Here is a 21,454-nt window from a genome sequence, read left to right on the forward strand (position 1 = left end):
TTAGGTCCCCCGGGTTTGACGGCTTCTGCTTTTGACCATTAGCAAGAATAGCAGCAGCGCGGGAATGACCGTCTGGAAGGAAAGAAAATAGAAGGGGGAGATCAAACTGAGAAAATGGACGAGCTCCTGCAGACTAGGGGCGGTCCAGATGCTGAGCATCAGTAAAATGACCCCGATTGGCAGCGTAAGCGGGCGAAAATCGGAAAGTTTGAGCCACTGAGCTGTGCCGGCGACGATGGCATAATAAAACATGGAGATTTTGACAAATGTGCCGCCAACCCAGATCGCCATGACGAAAGCTTCCAGATGCTCGAAAAAGTCAGCTATGCTGATGTAGCGTGCAGCGACCATTACCGGATAGACCAGGGTCGATGTCAAACCGCCAAATAGGAAATAAGAGGCCATATTGGTAATGACAATCGTGAGCATAACGGTAAGCACGGCAAGCATTCCCCACTTCATGCTCTTATTCCGGTCCGTCAGGCAGGGGAGCAAGAAGGAAATGAGAATAAATTCACTGAACCAGCCTGTAGGGACTAAGGAGCCCATGAGGGATGGTTTCAGTCCGAATTCCATAATCGGCAGCATATTTTTCGGATGCAAGTCCGGAATCAGCAAAACGACAATGCAGATAAATAGAAAAAGGACGATAGGAACAAACATTTGTGCAGTTCTCCCGACGACTTCCACGCCACCTCGAACATTAAAGGCGCATACCAGAACCATCGATGCCATGACCACACTTATAGGTGTATTTCTTAAGAAAGAGCCTACAATGAACTCTCCATATTCCCTGACAATGATGGCCGTAATGTGGAGAAAGAATAGCAAGTAGACGAAGCCAAGCAGTTTGCCAATCCACCGACCGACAATCAGCTCGCTGAATTCAATAATTGACATGTCAGGGTAGTATTTGTTCAGTCGAATGGCGATAAACACGGTAATAAAACCGGTGATGGAAGCCCAAATTGGGGACAACCATAGATCGCGACCGGCCGTTTTGGCCGTAATAGCTGGCACTAACAAAATGGCTGTAGCCAGAATAGTCGGGTACATGATATAGGCCATCTGGATGGCGGAAATTTTCCCTTTATCGATCATGACATCACCTCTAATCGTCCCCCCGGTTTGCATCTGGCTTCTGGTCAGGGGCTTGTCGGTATTTGTTGCCGTCCCCTGTGAGATGTGGACGGGTATTTAACATCCAGAGCGGAGCGCGTATGAGCACGTCTTTCATATCGCGTCCTTTCATCGGTCCCATCGGTGACATGTAGGGTACGCCAAAAGAACGGATTGTGCATAAATGCACAACTGTAAAAATAACGGATAGCATGATGCCGAGCAACCCTAACACGCCCGCCAGCAAAATGATAGGGAAGCGCAGCAGACGTATGGAGATTCCCGCGGAATAGCGTGGAATCATGAAAGAAGAAATACCAGTAATGGCGACAACCATGACCATAGGTGCGGACACAATGCCTGCGGACACGGCAGCTTGGCCGATGACAAGAGCCCCGACAATGCTGACAGCGGCGCCGATCTGCTTGGGCAGTCGGACCCCGGCTTCACGCAGCGCTTCGAACGTGATCTCCATAATGAGCGCTTCAATGACGACAGGGAAAGGAATTTCTTCCCGAGATTTCGCGATGCTGAAAAAGAGCGACGTAGGGATCATTTCCTGGTGATACGTAAGCGTAGCCACATAAAGCGAAGGCAGCAGCAGGGAAATGACTAACGCAGCATACCGCAGCCACCGGATGGCCGTGCTGAACGAGTAGCGCTGGTAGTAATCTTCGGCGGACTGAAGCAGCGAGTAAAACGTCACAGGAGCAATCAAGACGGACGGAGTGCCGTCCACCAAGATGACGACACGTCCTTCGAGCAGATTGGCGGCAGCGACATCGGGCCTTTCCGTATTCATAATTTGCGGAAATAAAGAATGCGGGGCGTCCTCAATCAACTCCTCGATATATGCGCTATCCATCACGCCGTCGATATCGATGCGTTTGAGCCGTTTAAGCACCTCTTCAATGAGCCCTTGTTCGGCAATTTCGTCAATGAAGGCGACGACCAACTCCGTCTGGGTGTACCGTCCGACTCGCAGCTGCAACATCTTCAATTGAGGCGTGCGCAGTCTTCTCCGCAATAAGGACGTATTCACGCCTAGCGATTCTGTAAAGCCTTCGCGTGGACCACGTACGACCGCTTCAGCCGTAGGCTCTTCAACCCCGCGTTTCTCCCACTTGGCCAAATTAAACGACAAACCGACGGCGTTATTCTCCATCAGCAGCACCGGGCATCCAGAGGAAAGCTGTTCCACACAGTCAGCAATGGTATGTAACTCATTAATTTTGGGGACGGTCACTTGTTGTTCAATGACCGTATGGATCCCTTCTGCAGGCAGGGTCCCAATCTGCGCGAGCGGCGCAATGACGGACTTGTCGATGGCCTCATTGTTGGAAAGGCCTTCAATATAAATCAGCGTCGCTTGAACCGAACCATCGATGTACAGAGGGCGAAAAACAACATCAGGACAATTGTTATAGATGGCGTGCATCCGTTGTAAGTTGTCCGCCAACACGGCTGTCAGCGAAACTTGCTGCACCTGGAGGCTTTCGGGGGCTTCATCTGAAGCCGACGGATGGCGGAAGCCAGACTGCAGCAGGCGCTTCATGAATGCTTGGATAAGACACGCCCCCTTTGGAAAAAGCAAGTATGCCTAGAGTATTTCCAGAAACAAGGAAATTACTCGAAAAAAAGATAGCCGGCAAACACGTTTCAGTGCTTGCCGGCTATCTTTTTTATGGTTGCATATGCGGTTGTTGACCATCCAGCCCACGGCTGAGATAGACGACTAACGCATTCAAGAGCAGGATGGCCATCGTGACGAAGAAGACGGATTGGAATCCGTATTCAGCGGCGAGATGGCTGCCCATCAGGGGACCGATCAAATTGCCGAGGAACAAGGACGAGGTGTTGAAGCCGAAGGCGGTCCCTTGGATTTGCACCGGTGCGAGCTTCTTCACGAGCACGTTCAAGGACGGAATCATGCCGCCGATGAAGAGTCCGAGCAGGAATCTTCCTACCAGCAGCATGATGATGGTTGTGGCGAAGGCCTGCGGGATGAACGCCACCGCAGCCATGACCAGCGCCAGGATCAGCGTCCGGCGCTGCCCGATCCGGTCACCGAGCCGTCCCAGCGTCGGGGCCCCGAACAAGTTCGCGATACCTGTGATCGCGACGAGAAGCCCAGCCATCAGCTCGAGGTGGCTGCCGGAGTAAAGCGTCTTCGCGTACACGGTGACGATCGGCTCAATGCTCATCATGCCGATCTGGGTAATCAGCGAAGCCGCAAACACCGGCAGCAGCGGCCGGAACAGGCTCCACTGCGCCCGCTGCTTGCCTTTCTTCGAGGCCACAGGCTTGTGCTCCTCGTGGATAAAGATCAGAACCACGAGGCTGGCACAGAGCATCAGCCCGCCTGTGAAGAAAAAGACGTGGCTGTAGCCCAGGAATTCAGCCAGCAAGCCGCCGATAAGCGGGCCGATGAGCGAGCCGGCAATCGAGCCGGTTTGGAGCGTCCCCAGCGCTTTACCGGAGTGCTCCGTCGGCGTAATCGATGCCTGCAGCGATACGGCCATCGAGATAAAGCCGGAGAAGAACCCGTTCAGCAGCCTGAGTGCCAGCAGCTGCCAAGGGGCGGTGACGATGCCCATCAGCGCCGTGACAACGGCCATGCCGAAGCCGGCGCGGAGGAGCATGATTTTGCGTCCGCGTTTATCGGCAATTGCGCCCCAGAGCGGCTGGGTCAAGAAGGAAGTGACAAACTGCCCGGCGACAATCCAGCCTGTCCAGCGTTCAAGATCGGGCAGTTGATGCACGCCAAGCTGTTCAATATATAAGGGAAGAAAGGGCAGTACAAGATTCATACCGCACATGATGGCGAAATTGGCTACCCATAGAATCCATAGCGATTGTTTCCAATGCAGGGGTGTAGGCATGATAAGCGAAAGCTCCTTCTAGGTTGATCGTTACAGTATACCACAAATTTCCTTTCACAATGAGCGCAAACGCTGTCCGTATTTGCACCTCAAATCACCGCTATCTGCGGTATGTGCGAAATAAAATGTCATGGTTGTAATTGCCGAACCCTTCGCCATAGATGGTCAGCCCCCCGACATGTTCCGCATGCTCGGGGACCTCGATGCGCAGTATCCACTCATTGCGGGACATAGGAATGTCTTTGACGGTGATTCCAGATAGGCGCTGACCGTCGAGGAACGTTCCCTCCTGCGTGATCCGGATCACCTTGAGCCAGCCGTATTGGTTGATAGAGTCCGGCCACCAGGCTGGCGTAAGCAAACCGCGTCCTTGCCCGGAATCGCCGGGACTCGTCCAGAAGCCAAGCAATGTCTCATTGACATGGAAATAAATGTCAGATAGCCAATGCTCCTGCACGCCTGGCGCCTCGGAGCCGATCTCGAAGGAGATCTCGATCTCCTCCAGAATCTGACCGGCGAGCATATAATTCGGGATGCGGTATTCGACGAAGCCCCGCCCGAACCACAGGATGCGCGCATGCATGCGCTCCGGTTCAAAAAAGTATCGCGGATCGTCATATTGCCCGATCGTATGATCGGCTGTCGCCAAGCCGCAAGTCGGGTGTACGTCGAATCGGGTGTAGTGGCCGACAGGAATCGATACTTCATCGAACGAGCGGAGCTGTTCAGGCTGCGCAGGGAGCTTGATCTCGATGTGCTCCGCAGCGATCGAGCATATTTTGTGCGTGCCGCCTTGCTTGCGTACTAATTCGGTGGAGATAAGCCCGCCTTTTTCTAATTTCTTCACGTGCATGGTTACAATGGCGCTGCTCAATTCGAGTGTCGCCGCCAGATCTTTGACATTCATCGGATGCTTCGCCAGCAGCTCCAGAATCGTAAGACGGACATCGCTGGCCAGCGCTTCGTAAAGCGGGAGCCATTTGCGATCGGTTGAAGCATGGATCATCACAAATTTCCTCATTTCTTTGCCTCTAATTAATGAAAATATTAATTCAAAAAGTCGGAAAAGAAAAGCTTGAAAGCTGGGCAATGGTGTTGTTTAATAGGGTTATAGGTTAAATGAAAATATTAACTGCTTCATAATTATATTAATCAATTAAAGAGGTGAACGCAATGTCTAAGCAAGCAAAAATGATCGTTGATAAGGATTTTCAGGTTGGTGAAGTGGATCCGCGCATTTATGGTTCGTTCATTGAACATTTAGGTCGCGCCGTGTACGGCGGCATCTATGAACCGGATCATCCGCAGGCGGACGAACAAGGTTTTCGCACGGATGTTTTGGAGCTGGTGAAAGGGTTGGATGTGCCGATTGTCCGCTACCCAGGCGGGAATTTTGTTTCCGGTTACAACTGGGAAGACGGCGTCGGGCCGATCGCTGAGCGCAAGAAACGGCTTGAGCTGGCGTGGCGCACGGTGGAACCGAACCTTTTTGGACTGAATGAGTTTATGGATTGGTGCCGCAAAGCGAATACCCAGGCGATGATGGCGGTTAATTTGGGGACGCGCGGACCGGATCAGGCCCGTGAGCTTGTGGAATATGCCAACCATCCGTCCGGAAGCTATTGGAGCGACCTGCGGATTGCCCATGGCTATAAGGAAGCGCATGGCATTAAGACATGGTGCCTCGGCAACGAGATGGACGGTCCTTGGCAAATCGGCAGTAAAACAGCCGCGGAATATGGGCGAATTGCCTGTGAAACCGCCAAAGTCATGAAATGGGTTGATCCGACCATCGAACTCGTCGCCTGCGGCAGCTCCGGGCTAAATATGACAACTTTCCCGGAATGGGAAGCAACTGTGCTGGAGCATACGTATGATCATGTGGAGTACATCTCGCTGCATACGTACTATGGCAATAAGACTAACGATGCTGGCAACTTCCTCGCTCAATCGATGGGCATGGATAAGTTCATCCATACGGTCATTTCAACCGCTGACTATATTCAAGCGAAAAAGCGGGGCAAAAAGAAAATTCATCTCTCCTTCGATGAATGGAATGTATGGTATCACTCGCACGAAGCTGACCGTAAGATGGAGCCGTGGCTTGTGGCGCCGCCGCAGTTGGAGGACGTGTATAACCACGAGGACGCGCTGGTCGTCGGCTGCATGCTGATCGCGCTGCTCAAACGGGCTGACCGGGTGAAAATGGCCTGCATGGCGCAGCTCGTGAATGTGATCGCTCCGATCATGACGGCGAACGGCAGCGCAGCCTGGAAACAGACGATCTACTATCCGTACATGCATGCCAGTATTTTTGGCCGCGGCACCGTACTTGTGCCGCTGATTAAGTCGCCCAAATACGATGCCAAGGATTATACGGATGTTCCTTATCTGGAGGCGGTTGCCGTACATAACGAAGCCCTGTCCGAGGTGACTGTTTTCGCCGTGAACCGCCATTTGACAGCGGCGCTGCCGCTTGAGCTCGATCTGCGCAGTTTTGGCGCTTGCCGCGTGATCGAACACATCGTCCTGGAGCACGATGATTTGAAAGCGGCGAACACGATGAGCGACCCTGATCAGGTGAAGCCTCACACCGGCGGCAATGCCGAAGTCACGGACAGCGGACAGGTTCAAGCAGCACTAGCTAAAGCGTCTTGGAATGTGATCCGCTTGAAATTGGTGTAAATTGCATAAGGCATGGTGCAGGAGAGTCCATCTCCGCCCATGCCTTTCTTTATTTTACCTTCAATGCTTTGGTATCATGGAGGAAATAATAACTATGGAGGATAAGCAGATGAACTACAAGCTGCTCAGTATAATTTTGCTGGCTTTAAGCTTGTCCGCTTGCGGGAACAAAGAGCAACATGCCGAGCCCGCAGCGGTTAAAGCGGATGCCGCTACTGTTTATAAAAATTTTTGCATCAGTTGTCATGGAGCGAATTTGCAGGGGGGAGAGGGCCCGAATATTCAAAAAGTGGGTGAACGGTTAAGCGAAGAAGAAATTATTTTGCGCATTCAAAAGGGTGGAGGTGGTATGCCGCCATTCCAGGTAGCCCTGAAAGATGAAGAGCTGAAAGCATTGGCCACATGGCTAGCCGGATTGAAATAAATGGAACTTAGTTTATTTTAAGGTTAGCTACATAATTTCTTCACAATTGCACTTTATAATGAGGGGCTTAGAGGAGAGTGATGAACATGCACTTGAATTTAGAGCCTCGGAGCCATCGGATTTCGAATTCAAAAAAATCGAAGAAGATGAGACTTACAAATCCGGGAGCGATTATTGCCAGTCTGTTTTTTTTAGCTTGCTTACCGATTGTATCCGTTATTGGAATCGAATATCTGGAACGCGGATCTTTACATGACACGATTCATTGGCTAATGTCCTATAAGAGATTGTTTTTGCTTAATGTAGGGCTATCCTTCTGTCTATTACTATTTATACAAGCGATTGTGGGTTCTCTCGCGATCTCCGGAGCCATTTCGACGCTATTATTAGGATTAATGGCATTAATTAGTTACATGAAAGTGAAAATGATCGGTGAACCGTTCTTTCCATGGGACATTTTACTAAATAAAGAAAGTATGGACATTGCTTCGCTCGTGACCGGTAAAGCGGCGATGATTCGGATTGTTTCGATCATTGTGGTCATTGCCGTCGTATTCCTGCTCAGATGGGTGCTGCCCCGCTGGAAAATGCCGATTGTCATGCGTGTCGCCATGGGACTGTTCGCGCTTTATGCGCTCTATGCTTTTAGCGTAAAAACACCGATGGCGGGCAAGGTTCTGGACCGTGCCGGGGTTAACGAGATCGTATGGGACCAACAGCAAAACTATACGAACAACGGTCTTGCACTAGCTTTTACACTTAATGTGAAAAATTCGATCGTACAGAAGCCTGATACTTATAGCGATCATGCGATTGCAACGGTTGCTGCCAACCTTCAGCAGTCCAATCAGCAGGAAGCGAAATTAGCCAGCAATGGACTCATCAACGGCAAAAAGCCGAACGTGATTTTCATTATGAGTGAAGCTTTCTGGGACCCGACCCTGCTGACGAATGTGAAATTCAGCGAAGATCCCCTGCCAACGATTCACCAATTGCAGAAAGAGTCAACGTCAGGTTACTTGCTGTCCCCGCAATTTGGGGGCGGTACGAGCAATGTTGAGTTCGAGGTGTTGACAGGCGATTCCATGAGCTTCTTGCCTGGCGGTTCCATTCCTTACCAGCAGTACGTGAACAAGCCAGTTCCAAGCTTGGCTAGCTACTTTGCCGATCAAGGTTACAAGAGCATGGGCATTCACTCCTACGAGGGCTGGTTCTGGGATCGCAACACCGTTTACAAACAGTTAGGGTTTGAAAGCTTTAAAAGCAGTGAGTACTTCGAAAACCCGGAGGTAAAAGGGTACTTTATCTCCGATGCCGAGGTTTCCAGAAATATTATCAAAGAAGTCGATAACACGGATAATCCGATGTTTATTTATACGGTTACGATGCAAAACCACGGTCCTTATGACGACCCTCGTTATGGCAAAAATAATTTTGAAGCGACAGGCCCGCTGAGCGCGCAGGCCAAATCGATTTTGGAGACGTACACGCAAGGCGCTCATGATGCCGATCAAAGCTTGAAAATGCTGATTGATCACTATCAGAACTCCGATGAGCCGACGATGATCGTCTTTTATGGGGATCACCTGCCTATGCTTGGACTTGATTATCAAGTGTATAAGGAAGCAGGGTTTATTCAATCGAGCAATCCGAACGAGTGGACACTGGATGAAGTGAAAAAAATGCACAGCATTCCGCTCGTCACTTGGTCGAACTTCGATATGCCGAAGCAGCAGATCCCGCTGCTCAGCGACTCTTTCTTGGGTGCGCATGTCCTTGATATGCTGCACATGGAGAAGCCGGCCAATTTTGCGCTGGATGCGCAATTGGCTAATCAAGTGCCGGGCCTGCTCAGCAATCTGGTTGTCGACAGCAACCAGGAGCTGCATGCAAAGGTGCCCGATGCGTCCAAAGCGCTCGTTGACGATTACCGCAACGTGCAGTATGACATGCTCTTCGGCAAGCAGTACATGGCGGAGTATCTCGACCATGACTACTTGACGAAGACCGCGCAAGCCAGCTACAACGCCGAGTTCGGCGGTGACGGCACCGAAGCGAAGCGCGCGGGAGAGAGTGAAAGCACGCCGGAAGCGAAGCCGGTTAGTGCGCAGTAAATCACAGGGGTTAACGGAATGGCCAGTTCCGTTAGCCCCTTTTTGTGCATGAAAAAAAATGATTGCCAGCATCATGCGTACTTTGGTAATATATATTTCTCTCTCTATGCGGCGGCTGTATGGAAAAAAGTGGTTGATAACGATATCTGGGAGGTGTGACATGCTTTTTGCAGTTTTGGCACGCAAAGCGTACGCCAGGAACCTGCAGTATCGCGGCTCGCATTTGCTGCACAATGTAGTGAGCGCAGCCTTCGGTTTTATTTATGCCAGCATCTGGTCAGGATTAGGAAGCGGGGATACCGCACTAGGCGACTATGGTCACCAAGGGATGCTGGGCTACATCGCTTTTAACCAGGCTATCCTCTGGGTCACCTTATTCACCACCAATGGCCTTGGGCTGGAACAATCGGTTCGCTCCGGACAAATCGCAGTCGATCTGATGAGGCCCGTACACTTGTTCTACCAGGCGATGAGCCGGGAATGGGGGCAAGTGCTCTACCAACTGATTTATAAGTTTTTTCCGATTTATATCCTCTATTTCTTCATTTTCTCCTTAAAGCTTCCTACACAATTAGCAGTTTATGGCTGGACGGCATTAGCGCTCGTCATGGCGGCCTACATATCCATCTGTATCAATTACTTAATTGGCGTCGCGGCGCTCTGGACAACTGAATCACGTTGGTTTTACTGGGTGAATTATGCGCTAAGCATGCTATTATCCGGTTTTTTTATCCCTCTGGAATGGTTGCCAAGATGGCTGCGAACAGTTAGCTATTGCTCTCCTTACCCCTATTTGCTGTATTATCCGACGCGAATTTATATGCAGTTTGAACATGGATCGGTTGTGCTCGGAGCCCTTTGCTGGTGCATCGGGTTTACTTGTGTCTGTTTGGTGGCAACTAGCGCCGTGCGCAAGAAGCTGGAGGTGCAGGGAGGATGACGACAGTCAAGCTGTATGTACTGCTATTGAAAGCGAGCTTGCGAAGCCGGATGCAGTATAAATTTAATTTTGTCTTCTCGATCATGATGGCGGGTATGGTACAAGTGGCAGAATTCCTGATGGTCGCGTTGGTGATGATGAAATTCGGTAATATCAAAGGCTGGAGCCTATATGAAGTGTGTTATTTGTACGGAGTTATCATGATATCCAAAGCGATTTACCGCACGTTTGCTTCGGATGTGCATCATCTGGAGAAATATTTGGTGAGCGGTGATCTCGATCCGCTGCTGATTCGTCCACTGCCAGTGCTGCTAGCGTTAATGACGCAAAATGTGCGAATCTTATTTGCTGAGGTCGCGCAGGGGATTATTTTGCTGGTCGTTGCCATGAATGCGCTAATGGTTAGCGGTCTATTGGGCTGGACGGCCATTCCCATAACGCTGCTCATGATTTTGAGCGGAACGGTCATTCTCTTTGCGATTGGACTTGCGACTGCTGCGGCAGGGTTTTGGCTGACGCGGATTGAATCGCTGCAAAACATGACGGAAGACGCTTCGCAAACGGCGGCCCGTTATCCGCTGTCGCTCTACCCCAAATGGCTGCAGGGGATATTGTTGGTGCTCATCCCAGTCGGGTTCGTGAACTATATGCCCGCTTTGTATGTACTGCGGGGACAAGGCGGCGCGATCATGCTATGGGGCACAGCCGGCGTAGCGGTGGCGGCACTGCTGCTGGCCATGAGTTTTTGGAAGCTTGGCTTATCGCGTTATCAAAGCACAGGAAGCTAAAATTGAGAGGAGTGTGGACTGTGATCTCGGTCCGTCAATTGCGTAAGACGTTTCAAACCCCCGTCGTGAAGGAGGGGAAACTCGCCGGTATCCGAACGCTGCTATCACGAAGCTATAAGGAAAAAGAAGCGGTGCGGGACGTTAGTTTTAACATTGAATCCGGGGAATTTGTCGGGTATATTGGTCCTAATGGCGCAGGCAAATCGACAACGATCAAAATGCTGACCGGCATACTCCATCCGACGTCAGGCGAAGTGCTCATCCATGGGCTCAGTCCGCAAAAACACCGCAGGCGCGTAGTCGCGCACCTCGGTGTGGTGTTCGGGCAGCGCACCCAGCTGTGGTGGGACTTGCCTGTCAAAGACTCGTACGAGATTCTGGCCGCGATGTACCGCGTTGAAGAAGCGACGGCCCGGCGCAGGCTCGGGGAGCTGGAACAACTGCTGGAGCTTCGCGAGTTTCTGGATACGCCTGTCCGCAAGCTATCGCTGGGACAGCGGATGCGCGCCGACTTAGCGGCGGCGATGCTGCATGATCCGGACATCCTGTTCCTGGATGAACCGACGATTGGTCTGGATGTGGTCGCGAAGCGGAGCATCCGGGGCTTCCTGAAGGCGTTGAACGAGGAATTCGGCAAAACGATTTTGCTGACGACCCATGATATGGATGATATCGAACAGCTGTGTGAGCGTGTTATCGTCATTAACCATGGGCAGATCGGCTACGATGGCTCGATTCATCAGCTTCGCGAGCGGATCGGCCTACCGACGATGCTGAAGATCACGTTCCGCGGGCCCTATGCAGTGCCAGCCGACTGGGAGCTGCCATTCCGCATTGTCGGGCAGGAGGCGGGTTTACTGACGCTGGCTTGCAACCGCAAAGAACTGAAAGCGATGGATGTGCTGCGGATCGTAAGCAGTTAGGGCGAGATGGACGATGTCCATATGGAGGAACCGGAATTTGAAGAAGTGATCCATGGGGTGTATAAATAGAAGTATTGGTGTAACGCGATGAAGGGTTTTTAATACCCGAGTTTGTATATAGGAAGGGTTGAATAAAGATGGCGATATCAAAAGATGAACGTGAGCGGGAAGCTGTGCGCGTATCTTCGGTGCGAAAGAGCATTAAGGAGCGTATCGGCGAGCTCCGGCACATTGCGGATGAACGGCGTGCTGAGGTGACGGCGATTGGCCGCGCTTTTTGGGACGACATATCGGTCAATGCTGACAATGCTGACGATATTATCGAAACAGCGGCGAGTATGGCCCAGCAGGAGCACGTCCTGATGGGGCAGGAGCGAAGTCTGCGCGTCGCCCAGGATGGACTGCGCAAGCTGCAGCGCGTCGTCGATTCGCCTTATTTTGCACGTATCGACTTCATCGAGCAGGGCCAGCTAGAGCGTGAGGCGATCTACATCGGCCTCACCTCCTTCATCGATCCGCATAGCGATGAAATTTTGATTTATGACTGGCGGGCGCCGATTGCCAGCTTGTTCTATGACTATCCGCCGGGACCGGCCACCTACACGACGCCAGAGATGGACGTCAGCGGCGAGCTGCTGCTGAAGCGGCAGTATATTATCAAGAGCGGCAAGCTGCAGGATGTGTTCGATACGGGCATCAGCATCGGAGACGAAATGCTGCAGCAGATTCTGAGCCGCAGCGCCGACGAGAAGATGCACAGCATCGTGACCACGATTCAGCGCGAGCAGAATCAGATTATCCGCGATGACCGGCACAAAGTGCTGGTCGTCCAAGGCGCTGCCGGCAGCGGCAAAACTTCAGTGGCGCTGCAGCGGATCGCCTACTTGCTGTACAAATACCGGACGACCTTATCCGCCGATAATATGATCCTCTTCTCGCCGAACTCGCTGTTCAGCGATTACGTGTCCAACGTGCTGCCGGAGCTGGGCGAAGCGAATATGCAGCAGACGACGTTTCAAGATTATTTGGCGCATAAGCTGAGCGAGACTGGGCTTGCCATCGAGGACCCTTACGACCAACTGGAGTTTATCCTGACCGGTGACGAGGAAGATGCTGCTTATGAAGCGAGGATGCAAGGCATTCGCTACAAAACGTCGGCAGCCTTCCTGCAGGTGATCGAGGCCTATGGCGAGCAGTTAAAAACCGGCGGCATCCGCTTCCGCGATTTCGCTGTCGGCAAAAAAGTGCTGATTTCGGCGGAGCAACTTAGCGAGCGTTTTTATGCCAAAGCGTCGTCGCAGTCGATCGGCGATCGGATGGAGCGGCTCACCGAGTGGATTCTCAGCCAGATGGACGATATTCAAGCGGACGTACAGAAGCGATTTTATCGCAAAATGGTCCGCGAGCCGAAATATATCGGCACTGAGCAGGAAATGAAGCGCATGAGCAAAAGCAAAGCGCACAAAGCGGTGGCCCCGCTCAGGGAGCAGGCGGCCAGCCTGGCTTACATCGATGCGCTGGGCATGTACCGTGACTTGTACGCGCAAACCGGGCTGCACCAGGCGCTGGCAGAGCAAGCCGGGCAAAGTCTCCCGCCGGCGTGGGAGACGATTCGTTCTTTCACGATCGAAGCGCTGGATCAAGGGACGATGCTGTATGAGGATGCGACGCCGCTTGTTTACTTGAAAGGCCTGGTGGAAGGTCAGCTGCGCGTCGGCAAAATCCGTTACTGCGTGGTGGACGAGGCGCAGGATTATTCGCCGTTCCATTACGCGTACTTGAAGAAGCTGTTCCCCCGCGCCCGGTTCACCCTGCTGGGCGACTGGAATCAGGGCATCTTCACACATGCGAATGCGAATACCGGCGAGTACGCATCGATTAGCGAGCTGATGAAAGAAGACGAGACGGAGACGATCCGCCTCGTCAAGAGTTATCGCTCGACTCGCGAGATTATGGAATTCGCGGGTCAGGTGCTGCCGGAGGGCGAGCCTGTCGAGCCCTTCAGCCGCAGCGGCGAGGCGCCGCGTCTTCTGCGCGCGGCTGACGAGACCGAGCTGAGCCGCCTTGTGGCGGAGGCGGCTCGGAAGCGGCGCGACGGCGGCGCAAGCTCCGTCGCGATTCTGTGCAAGACCGAGCGCGAGACGGAGCGTGCGCACGGTCTGCTGCTGCCGCTGCTGCCGGAGCTGCAGCGGATTCACAAGCTGACGCAGCACTACGAGGCTGGCGTCATGATTTTGCCCGCGTATCTCGCCAAAGGGCTCGAGTTCGACGCGGTCATTCTCTACGACGCGGGTCGCTCCGTCTACGCCCAAGCCAGGGAGCGCAAGCTGTTTTACACGGCTTGCACCCGCGCGCAGCATCACCTTGATGTGTGCTACCAGGGTGAATTGACACTTTTTCTAACCGGCAAATAGACAGAAGTCCAAACCCATCCGCTCCTATCCTCATAGGATATGGTAGGCAACAAGGAAGATCAGCCGCTAGGAGCGGAGGGGAGGCATAACCATGTCGAACGTCGGATACTCAAGTACAGCTATTGTTCTGGTGCTTTACATTTTATTGGTGATTATTCTTGCCACATTTTAATTGCTGACTACACTTGCATGTTCATGTGATAAACGAATTAGGGCTGTCCCGTGCGTCATGACAATGACCTGGGCACAGCCCTTTTTCATTGTGATCTTCAGAGGTGGATGCATGATCGGCTTGAAATTTGGATACCGTAACCAAAAAGGCTGCTTTTCAGTCTGCTTTAGGAGAACCCCGTATGCAGGTAACCAAAAAGATTTCCGCGTTGCAGCTCTACTTCATTTTTCTTTTATCGATTGGTATCACGAACCATGTCTTGTTAATTCCGGTTTTGCTTCAAGCGTCCAAACGTGACTCCTGGATCGGGACTGTGGCCGCGCTCGTCCCCATTCTTTTACTAGCCTGTCTCCTATATGCCGTTATTCGCAAGACGGCTCCGCATTCTATCATCCATTGGCTTAATCAGCGTTACGGAAGGCTCGTTACGATGCCCGTCGTTGTGATCGTCGCTGGTATTAGTTTATTGAATGCCATCATCACCCTAAAGGATGTCATCATTTGGACAAACGTTTCTTATTTGCCTCGAACACCGCAGGCTATCATCAATCTCTTGTTCGTGATCTTCTGTTTCTTTTCCGTTCGTGCCGGACTTCGTGCCATCGCCATATCCTCCGGTATTTTACTGCCAGCTGTTGTTCTCCTTGGGTATTTCGTTATGGGAGCCAATTTTCAATTTAAGGACTACAGCTTGCTTACGCCGCTTTTTACACACGGATATGGACCTACGCTCCATGCTTTGCTGCTCACCTGTGGCGCCTCCAGTGAATTGGTTTACCTGCTTTTTTTTCAACATCATCTTTCCACGCCGATGCGTCTTTCTTCCTTGCTGATTATTGCAGTCTGCTTAGTAGGCTTGTCGCTTGGCCCCTTGATGGGCGCCATCGCTATATTCGGGCCGTTTGAAGCGGCGAACTTAAGATATCCTGCCTTTGAACAGTGGCGTATGGTCAGCTTGGGGAAATATATTTCCCATCTGGATTTTCTATCCATTTACCAATGGATCTCTGGCGCATTTATCCGCATCTCCATCCTGCTGTACCTCTTCCTGGATATGATTGGCGCAGCAAAGCCCCGTTCCCGGACGGTGGTATTGGCGATGGTCTGCGTTCTGCTCATTGGTCTGGGCTTTTACCCGATTGAAGATGCGTGGCTCTTAGAGCAGATCCAGACGTGGTACTATCCGCTGCTTCTAGCGATTAGTGTGTTTTTGCTGGTTGTCCTGCTTGGTTTGTCCTACCTGCCCAAAAAACCAAAGGAGGGAACATAAAGTGCTTGAACAACAGCTTCGCTCCTTTTTTGCGAAATCGGATGATGTCATTTTGAAATCAAGTGCTTTGGGTGGCGATGACGCTCAGAACCAAGTGCTGCTTATTTATTGCGAAGGCATGAGCAACCTGGGGCACATGGAGCAATTGGTGATGCCGCAGCTTCATGCGCTGTTTGCTAATCAGCTGGAGTTTAAAGGCTCTCAGCTGGACGTGAATACGATGCTGCAGCTGAACGAGATGATGGGTATAGACGAGCCTGGATTCCTGCAGAGACTATCTGTTCTCGTGTATAGGGGCGAGCTCGCGTTGTTTTTTGAGCAGTCCCAACGATTGTATACGCTTGATATTGCTTCGCCGCCGAACCGTTCTCCTGAGGAGTCCGCAACGGAAACGGCGATTATGGGCGCCCGCGACGGATTCATTGAGGATATTCGGATTAATATCGCTCTAATCCGCAAACGCTTGCTCACGAATTCGCTATGCTGCGAGAAATTCGACATTGGCCGGAGGAGTCACACGACTGTGGCCTTGCTGTATCTCGATGATGTGATCAATAAGGCTGTATTGGCCGATGTCAAAAGCAAGCTGCAGCGAATTGATGTCGATGGACTTGTCAGCAGCGCGCAATTGGAGGAAAGCTTATCAGAACGAAAATTTACGTTTTTTCCTCTGCTCGACTACGCTGGCCGGCCAGATTACATTGTCGAAGCTTTGCTCAAAGGGCGATTTGTGATTCTAGTGGATGGAAATCCGCTTGCACTCGTAGCACCGGCCAATCTGCTGATGATATTAAAATCTCCGGAGGATTTGCATTTTCCGTTTTACTATGTCGCCTTCGAACGCGTTTTACGGATCGCGGGACTCATTATCGCGACACTGCTCCCCGGATTTTGGATTGCTCTGTCCGCGTATAATATTGAGCAACTGCCGTTCCCGCTTGTCGCGACCATCTCCTCCTCCAGATTGGGGCTGCCGATGTCCGGTCCAATCGATTTCATTCTGATGATCATTTTGTTTGAACTGTTCCGGGAAGCGGGAATGCGGCTGCCCAAAGCGGTGGGACAGACGGTTACGGTCGTCGGCGGCTTAATTGTCGGCGATGCGGCCATTCGTGCCGGTGTGACGAGCCCGACCACCCTGATGGTCACTTCCGTTTCGACCATCGCGATGTTCACGCTGGTGAATCAATCGTTAAGCGGAACGATTACGGTGCTGCGGATCATCATCCTTTTGCTCTCCACCTTGTTTGGCATATTTGGTTTTATGCTGGGACTCATTGGTGTTGTTCTGTACTTATCGACGCTGGAATCGTTCGGTACTCCTTACTTAGCTCCCGTGTCCCCGCCCACTTTCAAAGATATGGTTGCCGCACTGTTCCAGAAGCCGTGGAAGTTTATGAAGCAAAGACCAGGCATGCTCCATACGGAGGATAACACAAGCCAAGGGGATGATCAGACATGATGAGAAGCGCATATATACTTGTCATCAGTCTGGGTTTGCTGTTTCTTCAGACTGGATGCTGGGACGTAAAGACGATTCAGGACACCAACTATGTGACAGCGCTCGGTTTCGATTATGACAAGGGGCGGTTCATCATCTACGCGCAAATGCTTGATTTCGCTAATGTGGCCAAACAAGAGGGGGGCAAGGCGGCAATGTCCGGATCGATCTGGGTCGGCAAGGAGGAAGGAGTGACAATTGGGGACGCCTTCAGCAACCTGTACAAAACGTCGCAGCAGCGCGTTTTTTGGGGCCATGTCGTGGCATTTGTTTTTACTCAAAGGGCGCTGGAAAAAGGGCTGCAGGAATTTACGGACAGTATTACCCGATATAACGAAACGCGATTTACCCAATGGGTGTACGGCACATCGGAACCGCTTGAACGTGTATTTACGGTGATTCCGTTCTTTAATCTATCTCCCATGGCCTCCATTCTGGCGCATCCTAAGGAAAGTTATAGGCAACGGTCATACATAGCACCAACCCGTATGTATCGTGTCGTCGCGATGATGCGGGAGCCCGGCAACAACCTGGTACTGCCTTCCCTGGATATTCAGAAGAATACCTGGGATAAGAACGGGAAGCCCGAACCTAAGCTGGAGATCGGCGGTATGCATGCTGTAAATAATGAGAGTCATGTCCTGTATTTCCCTGAGCATGAACTGGAGGGCATGCGTTGGTTAACTAAGTTCACCTCTCGTACGCCAGTGACGCTTACCGCCGAAGGCAAGCCGGTCTTCTCCGCCTATGTCGATAACCCAAAGAATGAGGTTAAGGCGACGGTTGAGGGGAACCTAGTCAGTTTTGATATTCACATCAGTTGCAAGGCGATCATACGCGAAATATTTAACACGCTTGACGATACGACCATGAAAGAGAAGATTTCAGAGCTGATTGAAAAGGAAGTTCGACAAACTTTCGATATTGGGAAAAAGCAAGATGTGGATTTGCTGCGGCTGGAGCATGTATTGTACCGCAATAATTTTGGGCAGTGGGCGCGCCTTACGGACAATGGGCAAAAGCGTCTGCAAGATTACCAGATCCATGAGGTCAAAGTTGATGTCAATATTATGCATGCAGGTATGTACAAAATGAAGAAAAACCAGGAAAAAAGGGGACAGCCCAAGCAGTATTGATCTTGATCAGTGCTGTTAGGCTGTTTGATGGCGCCGCGTAAGCGGCGTTTTTTTGTTGGTTCTGACGACTCAAACTAGCCTCAGATTATCCACCACTGCCACCGCGGGCACCGATCAGGCACGATTAGCCGATTTTACCGGCTTAAATCGGGCGCTCAACGGCAAATTACAGCTGCAGTTTGATTTTGCCGAACTGGAGCGCGGTTTACCGCGGCCAAAGGTGAAATTTGCTCCTGTAAGTGGGTAAACTCGGATTGCAGGCTCCTCTGGGGGACGATTGGCGAGAATAAGTGGGAAAAATCGGACTGCAGCCAGCAGCCAGCTACAACTAGCACACATACGACAGCTCGCAACTTGCGCCAGCTAGGCAGCAGAAGGAAGCAGGAAGCAAGCCAGATGGTAGTTTAACCAGCCACCACGCTCCAGGAGTCAGGCCGTTTCACAGACCAATTAATATTTTTTTAAGAATTGTTTTAGGTGGGGTTAAGAACTGTTTTATAGGCAATTAAGGTGCGGAGGATAAGATGAATACAAGGGAGCGAGAGCAGCTTCCCAAATGAGAGAAGCGATAAGCTTACGGAGGCAGAGATATGAATAAAAAGTTAGCGATGATGGGATTAGGCGTAGCGGTTGGCAGTATGATGCTGGTGACATCGGTGTATGCCGGTGTGGGCGATGCGCCTGGGTATGAGGCGTTCAAGTCCGCCTTCAAGCAGACCGCCGCGGTGGACAACGTCACCCGTCAGGTGAACGTCACGTTGCAGGACAACGGCAAACCGTTGCTGAATGTGAAAACGACGATTAAAAGCGACCGCAGCGATCAAGCCGGCAGTGCGCAGGTTGTCGTTGACAACGGCACAGAGGTGCAAACGGTCAACCTTTACAATCAGGACGGCAAACAGATTGTGAAAACCGATACATCTGACGTTTACAAAGTCATCAACCATGACGATTCGAGCCGGACGTTCCGTGAACTGGAAGGCTCGAACCATGCGCCGGACCCGCAGGCCGTCCAAGAGGTCGAGAACGTGGTTGACGCGCTCGTCGGTAACTTAAAGAACTATGTCACCATGGACGAAGCGCCTGGGGACGTGAAAGAGATTCATTTTAAGCTGGACGGCAGCCAAATTCCCCCTGTAGTGAACACCATCGGCTCCTTGGTCCTGGAGCATGGAACGGCTGAGAGCATGAAGCATCCGGCGCCGGCGAAGGCAGATACGCTTGGTATCGATGTGGGCACATTGCGAAACAGCCTGCCGCAGTTGGCTAACGATATCAAAATGGATGCTGTAGCGGTGAATGCGACGATCGATGCGGACAATCATATTACGAACCAGACGGCAGAGATTCATATCTCCGGAACTGACGCTCAGGGAGCTGCGCACGAAGTAGTACTGAATATGGACATGACATTGTCCAGTGTGAACAGTACGGTGCCTGACAAAGTAGATTTGAGCGGCAAACAGATCGAGACCGTACAGGCAAATGATTTGCATCACAAGCGCTGGGGCGCAGCGCAATAAAAGATAGATGGAGGAGGAATGTTGTCCATTTCTCCTCCTTATTTTGTGCAGGGAAAGGTGGACGGATACGATGAAACCGGTTGTCGAGATCAGACAGCTTACGAAAGTGTACAACAATTCGCGCGGCGTGCATGAAGTGAATATGACCGTCCAGCAGGGTGATATCTATGGCTTCTTCGGCCCGAATGGCGCAGGCAAAACGACGGTTATGAAAATCATAACCGGTCTAAGCAAAGCGCAGCACGGTGAAGTCAAGCTGTTCGGTTATGACATTAGCACCCAATATGAACAGGCGATGGCTAAGGTCGGGGTGCTGATCGAAACGGCGGAGGCGTACACGTATATGAGCGGCAGGCGGAATCTGGAGCTGGCGGTTCGCTTTTATCCCGGGATAGGCGGGGAACGCATCGACGAAGTGTTGGAACTCGTGGGGCTGACGCCATATCAGCATGAAAAAGCCGCGGGCTACTCCCTCGGCATGAAGCAGCGGCTCGGGCTCGCGATGGCGCTGCTTTCGAAGCCGGAGCTGCTCATCCTTGACGAGCCGACGAACGGCCTCGACATCGAGGGCATGGTGCAGATGCGCGAGATTATCATGCGGCTGGCGCGCGAGGAGCGCATCACGTTCCTGATCTCCAGCCATCTCATTCACGAGATGGAATTGATGTGCAACCGGATCGGCATTCTCCATCAAGGGCGGCTCGTCCGCGAGACTCTTGTCGCTGAGCTTGTTCAAAGCGGCGTCACGCTGGAGCAGGCTTATTTGCGAGAAATTGATAGCGTAAGGAACGTAAGGAAGGAGGAGGCGCCCCATGCATAGCTTTACGGCAAGCGTCTGGAACGAAAGCATCAAAATTGCCTCGAAAAAGAAGACGATCTTCATCCTCGCCGTCACACTCCTCCTGCCTGTTCTGGCGGGTGTACTGCTGTCACGCTTTCAAAGCGGAATCGGCATCGGCGCCGTAGCATCGCAGGACTTTCCGATCGTCATGCTTGGTGTATTTAGCAGCCTCTTTTTACCGTTATTCGTGTTCATGGGGGCAGCCGATGTATTCTCCGGCGAGATGGGCGACCGCACGATGAAACTCACGCTGACCAGACCGCTCTCACGGTTCAAAGTGTTCGCTTCCAAGCAGCTTGCGCTGGCGTTGTACATCGCGCTTTATTTGCTCGCCGCGCTGCTGGCGTCCGTGCTGTCCGCTTTATTCTTCTCGCATTTTGGCGGCATCGCCACCGTGCTTGAATGGCTGCTTGCCTATGGCTCGGCCTTCGTTCCGCTGCTCGTCATGAGCATCGCGGCGGTATGTCTGGCGCAGTTCTTCTCGAGCAGCAGCTCGGCGCTAACCGTGAGCATCTTGCTGTACGCAGGCTTAAAAGTCACGGCATTCTTCATTCCGCAACTGGCGGCGTACTCGCCGACGGCTTACACGGACTGGCATATGCTGTGGATCGGCAGCACGCTAGCCGGCGGGAAGATCGCAAACATCTTTATGTTTTTAATGGCGTGTAGTATATTGTTTTTTACAGCAGGTTACTATTTGTTTGATAAAAAGGAGATTTGAT

At 51.8% G+C, this 21,454-nt stretch carries 16 protein-coding genes and 1 pseudogene; 13 read left to right on the forward strand and 4 right to left on the reverse strand.

All coding sequences use genetic code 11. The annotated features are described in order from the left end of the window. The 4 genes from O9139_RS15490 to O9139_RS15505 form a co-directional block, all read right to left on the reverse strand. Entirely contained in the window at positions 1–1,101 is a 1,101-nt protein-coding gene (locus tag O9139_RS15490; RefSeq protein WP_270880371.1) for a GerAB/ArcD/ProY family transporter, read from the reverse strand. 10 nt (positions 1,102–1,111) lie between these two features. Continuing rightward, positions 1,112–2,674 (reverse strand): spore germination protein, encoded by a 1,563-nt coding sequence (locus O9139_RS15495; protein ID WP_270880372.1) that lies wholly within the window; start codon positions 2,672–2,674, stop codon positions 1,112–1,114. Positions 2,675–2,801: 127 nt separating this feature from the next. After that, a complete protein-coding gene (locus tag O9139_RS15500) occupies positions 2,802–4,001 on the reverse strand; it encodes an MFS transporter (protein ID WP_270880373.1) in 1,200 nt (399 codons plus the stop codon). A gap of 100 nt (positions 4,002–4,101) precedes the next feature. Further along, the gene (locus tag O9139_RS15505) at positions 4,102–5,022 is read right to left on the reverse strand and encodes an ArsR/SmtB family transcription factor (protein ID WP_270880374.1); all 921 of its coding nucleotides are present in this window, start codon (positions 5,020–5,022) and stop codon (positions 4,102–4,104) included. Between the two features lie 152 nt (positions 5,023–5,174). Here O9139_RS15505 and arfA point away from each other — a divergent pair, with 152 nt between their 5' ends. From arfA to O9139_RS15570, 13 genes and pseudogenes are all read left to right on the forward strand, one after another. Then, positions 5,175–6,686 carry an arabinosylfuranosidase ArfA gene (arfA, locus tag O9139_RS15510; protein WP_270880375.1) on the forward strand — a complete coding sequence of 504 codons (1,512 nt, stop codon included), beginning with the start codon at positions 5,175–5,177 and terminating at the stop codon, positions 6,684–6,686. 94 nt (positions 6,687–6,780) lie between these two features. Then, positions 6,781–7,110, forward strand: a complete 330-nt coding sequence (locus O9139_RS15515) for a c-type cytochrome (RefSeq protein ID WP_270880376.1) — start codon at positions 6,781–6,783, stop codon at positions 7,108–7,110. Positions 7,111–7,196: 86 nt separating this feature from the next. Further along, the gene (locus O9139_RS15520; protein WP_270880377.1) at positions 7,197–9,224 is read left to right on the forward strand and encodes an LTA synthase family protein; all 2,028 of its coding nucleotides are present in this window, start codon (positions 7,197–7,199) and stop codon (positions 9,222–9,224) included. A gap of 160 nt (positions 9,225–9,384) precedes the next feature. Next, a complete protein-coding gene (locus O9139_RS15525) occupies positions 9,385–10,164 on the forward strand; it encodes an ABC transporter permease (RefSeq protein WP_270880378.1) in 780 nt (259 codons plus the stop codon). Then, positions 10,161–10,952 (forward strand): ABC transporter permease, encoded by a 792-nt coding sequence (locus tag O9139_RS15530; RefSeq protein WP_270880379.1) that lies wholly within the window; start codon positions 10,161–10,163, stop codon positions 10,950–10,952. Before O9139_RS15525 ends, O9139_RS15530 begins: the two co-directional genes overlap by 4 nt. 20 nt (positions 10,953–10,972) lie before the next feature. Next, a pseudogene (locus tag O9139_RS15535) lies at positions 10,973–11,944 on the forward strand (ABC transporter ATP-binding protein). 68 nt (positions 11,945–12,012) lie between these two features. Continuing rightward, on the forward strand, positions 12,013–14,289 hold the full coding sequence (helD, locus tag O9139_RS15540; protein WP_270880380.1) for an RNA polymerase recycling motor HelD: 2,277 nt from the start codon (positions 12,013–12,015) through the stop codon (positions 14,287–14,289). 353 nt (positions 14,290–14,642) lie between these two features. After that, a complete protein-coding gene (locus tag O9139_RS15545) occupies positions 14,643–15,731 on the forward strand; it encodes a GerAB/ArcD/ProY family transporter (RefSeq protein WP_270880381.1) in 1,089 nt (362 codons plus the stop codon). A gap of 1 nt (position 15,732) precedes the next feature. Beyond that, on the forward strand, positions 15,733–17,193 hold the full coding sequence (locus O9139_RS15550; RefSeq protein WP_270880382.1) for a spore germination protein: 1,461 nt from the start codon (positions 15,733–15,735) through the stop codon (positions 17,191–17,193). After that, positions 17,190–18,368, forward strand: coding sequence for a Ger(x)C family spore germination protein (locus O9139_RS15555; protein WP_270880383.1), 1,179 nt, complete (start codon positions 17,190–17,192; stop codon positions 18,366–18,368). Before O9139_RS15550 ends, O9139_RS15555 begins: the two co-directional genes overlap by 4 nt. 590 nt (positions 18,369–18,958) lie before the next feature. After that, positions 18,959–19,891, forward strand: a complete 933-nt coding sequence (locus O9139_RS15560; protein WP_270880384.1) for a hypothetical protein — start codon at positions 18,959–18,961, stop codon at positions 19,889–19,891. A 70-nt stretch (positions 19,892–19,961) separates the two neighbouring features. Beyond that, entirely contained in the window at positions 19,962–20,711 is a 750-nt protein-coding gene (locus O9139_RS15565; protein ID WP_270880385.1) for an ABC transporter ATP-binding protein, read from the forward strand. Next, on the forward strand, positions 20,704–21,453 hold the full coding sequence (locus tag O9139_RS15570; RefSeq protein WP_270880386.1) for an ABC transporter permease subunit: 750 nt from the start codon (positions 20,704–20,706) through the stop codon (positions 21,451–21,453). Before O9139_RS15565 ends, O9139_RS15570 begins: the two co-directional genes overlap by 8 nt. Position 21,454 lies beyond the last annotated feature (1 nt).

The sequence above is a fragment of the Paenibacillus aestuarii genome (genome assembly GCF_027789125.1).
Classification (GTDB): Bacteria; Bacillota; Bacilli; order Paenibacillales; family NBRC-103111; genus Paenibacillus_E; species Paenibacillus_E aestuarii.

What these genes read in the sequence shown, in the direction of transcription:
- O9139_RS15490 (WP_270880371.1), bottom strand. Translation starts at nt 1,101, where the DNA reads ATGATCGATAAAGGGAAAATTTCCGCCATCCAGATGGCCTATATCATG.
- O9139_RS15495 (WP_270880372.1), bottom strand. Translation starts at nt 2,674, where the DNA reads ATGAAGCGCCTGCTGCAGTCTGGCTTCCGCCATCCGTCGGCTTCAGAT.
- O9139_RS15500 (WP_270880373.1), bottom strand. Translation starts at nt 4,001, where the DNA reads ATGCCTACACCCCTGCATTGGAAACAATCGCTATGGATTCTATGGGTA.
- O9139_RS15505 (WP_270880374.1), bottom strand. Translation starts at nt 5,022, where the DNA reads ATGAGGAAATTTGTGATGATCCATGCTTCAACCGATCGCAAATGGCTC.
- arfA (WP_270880375.1), top strand. Translation starts at nt 5,175, where the DNA reads ATGTCTAAGCAAGCAAAAATGATCGTTGATAAGGATTTTCAGGTTGGT.
- O9139_RS15515 (WP_270880376.1), top strand. Translation starts at nt 6,781, where the DNA reads ATGGAGGATAAGCAGATGAACTACAAGCTGCTCAGTATAATTTTGCTG.
- O9139_RS15520 (WP_270880377.1), top strand. Translation starts at nt 7,197, where the DNA reads ATGCACTTGAATTTAGAGCCTCGGAGCCATCGGATTTCGAATTCAAAA.
- O9139_RS15525 (WP_270880378.1), top strand. Translation starts at nt 9,385, where the DNA reads ATGCTTTTTGCAGTTTTGGCACGCAAAGCGTACGCCAGGAACCTGCAG.
- O9139_RS15530 (WP_270880379.1), top strand. Translation starts at nt 10,161, where the DNA reads ATGACGACAGTCAAGCTGTATGTACTGCTATTGAAAGCGAGCTTGCGA.
- helD (WP_270880380.1), top strand. Translation starts at nt 12,013, where the DNA reads ATGGCGATATCAAAAGATGAACGTGAGCGGGAAGCTGTGCGCGTATCT.
- O9139_RS15545 (WP_270880381.1), top strand. Translation starts at nt 14,643, where the DNA reads ATGCAGGTAACCAAAAAGATTTCCGCGTTGCAGCTCTACTTCATTTTT.
- O9139_RS15555 (WP_270880383.1), top strand. Translation starts at nt 17,190, where the DNA reads ATGATGAGAAGCGCATATATACTTGTCATCAGTCTGGGTTTGCTGTTT.
- O9139_RS15560 (WP_270880384.1), top strand. Translation starts at nt 18,959, where the DNA reads ATGAATAAAAAGTTAGCGATGATGGGATTAGGCGTAGCGGTTGGCAGT.
- O9139_RS15565 (WP_270880385.1), top strand. Translation starts at nt 19,962, where the DNA reads ATGAAACCGGTTGTCGAGATCAGACAGCTTACGAAAGTGTACAACAAT.
- O9139_RS15570 (WP_270880386.1), top strand. Translation starts at nt 20,704, where the DNA reads ATGCATAGCTTTACGGCAAGCGTCTGGAACGAAAGCATCAAAATTGCC.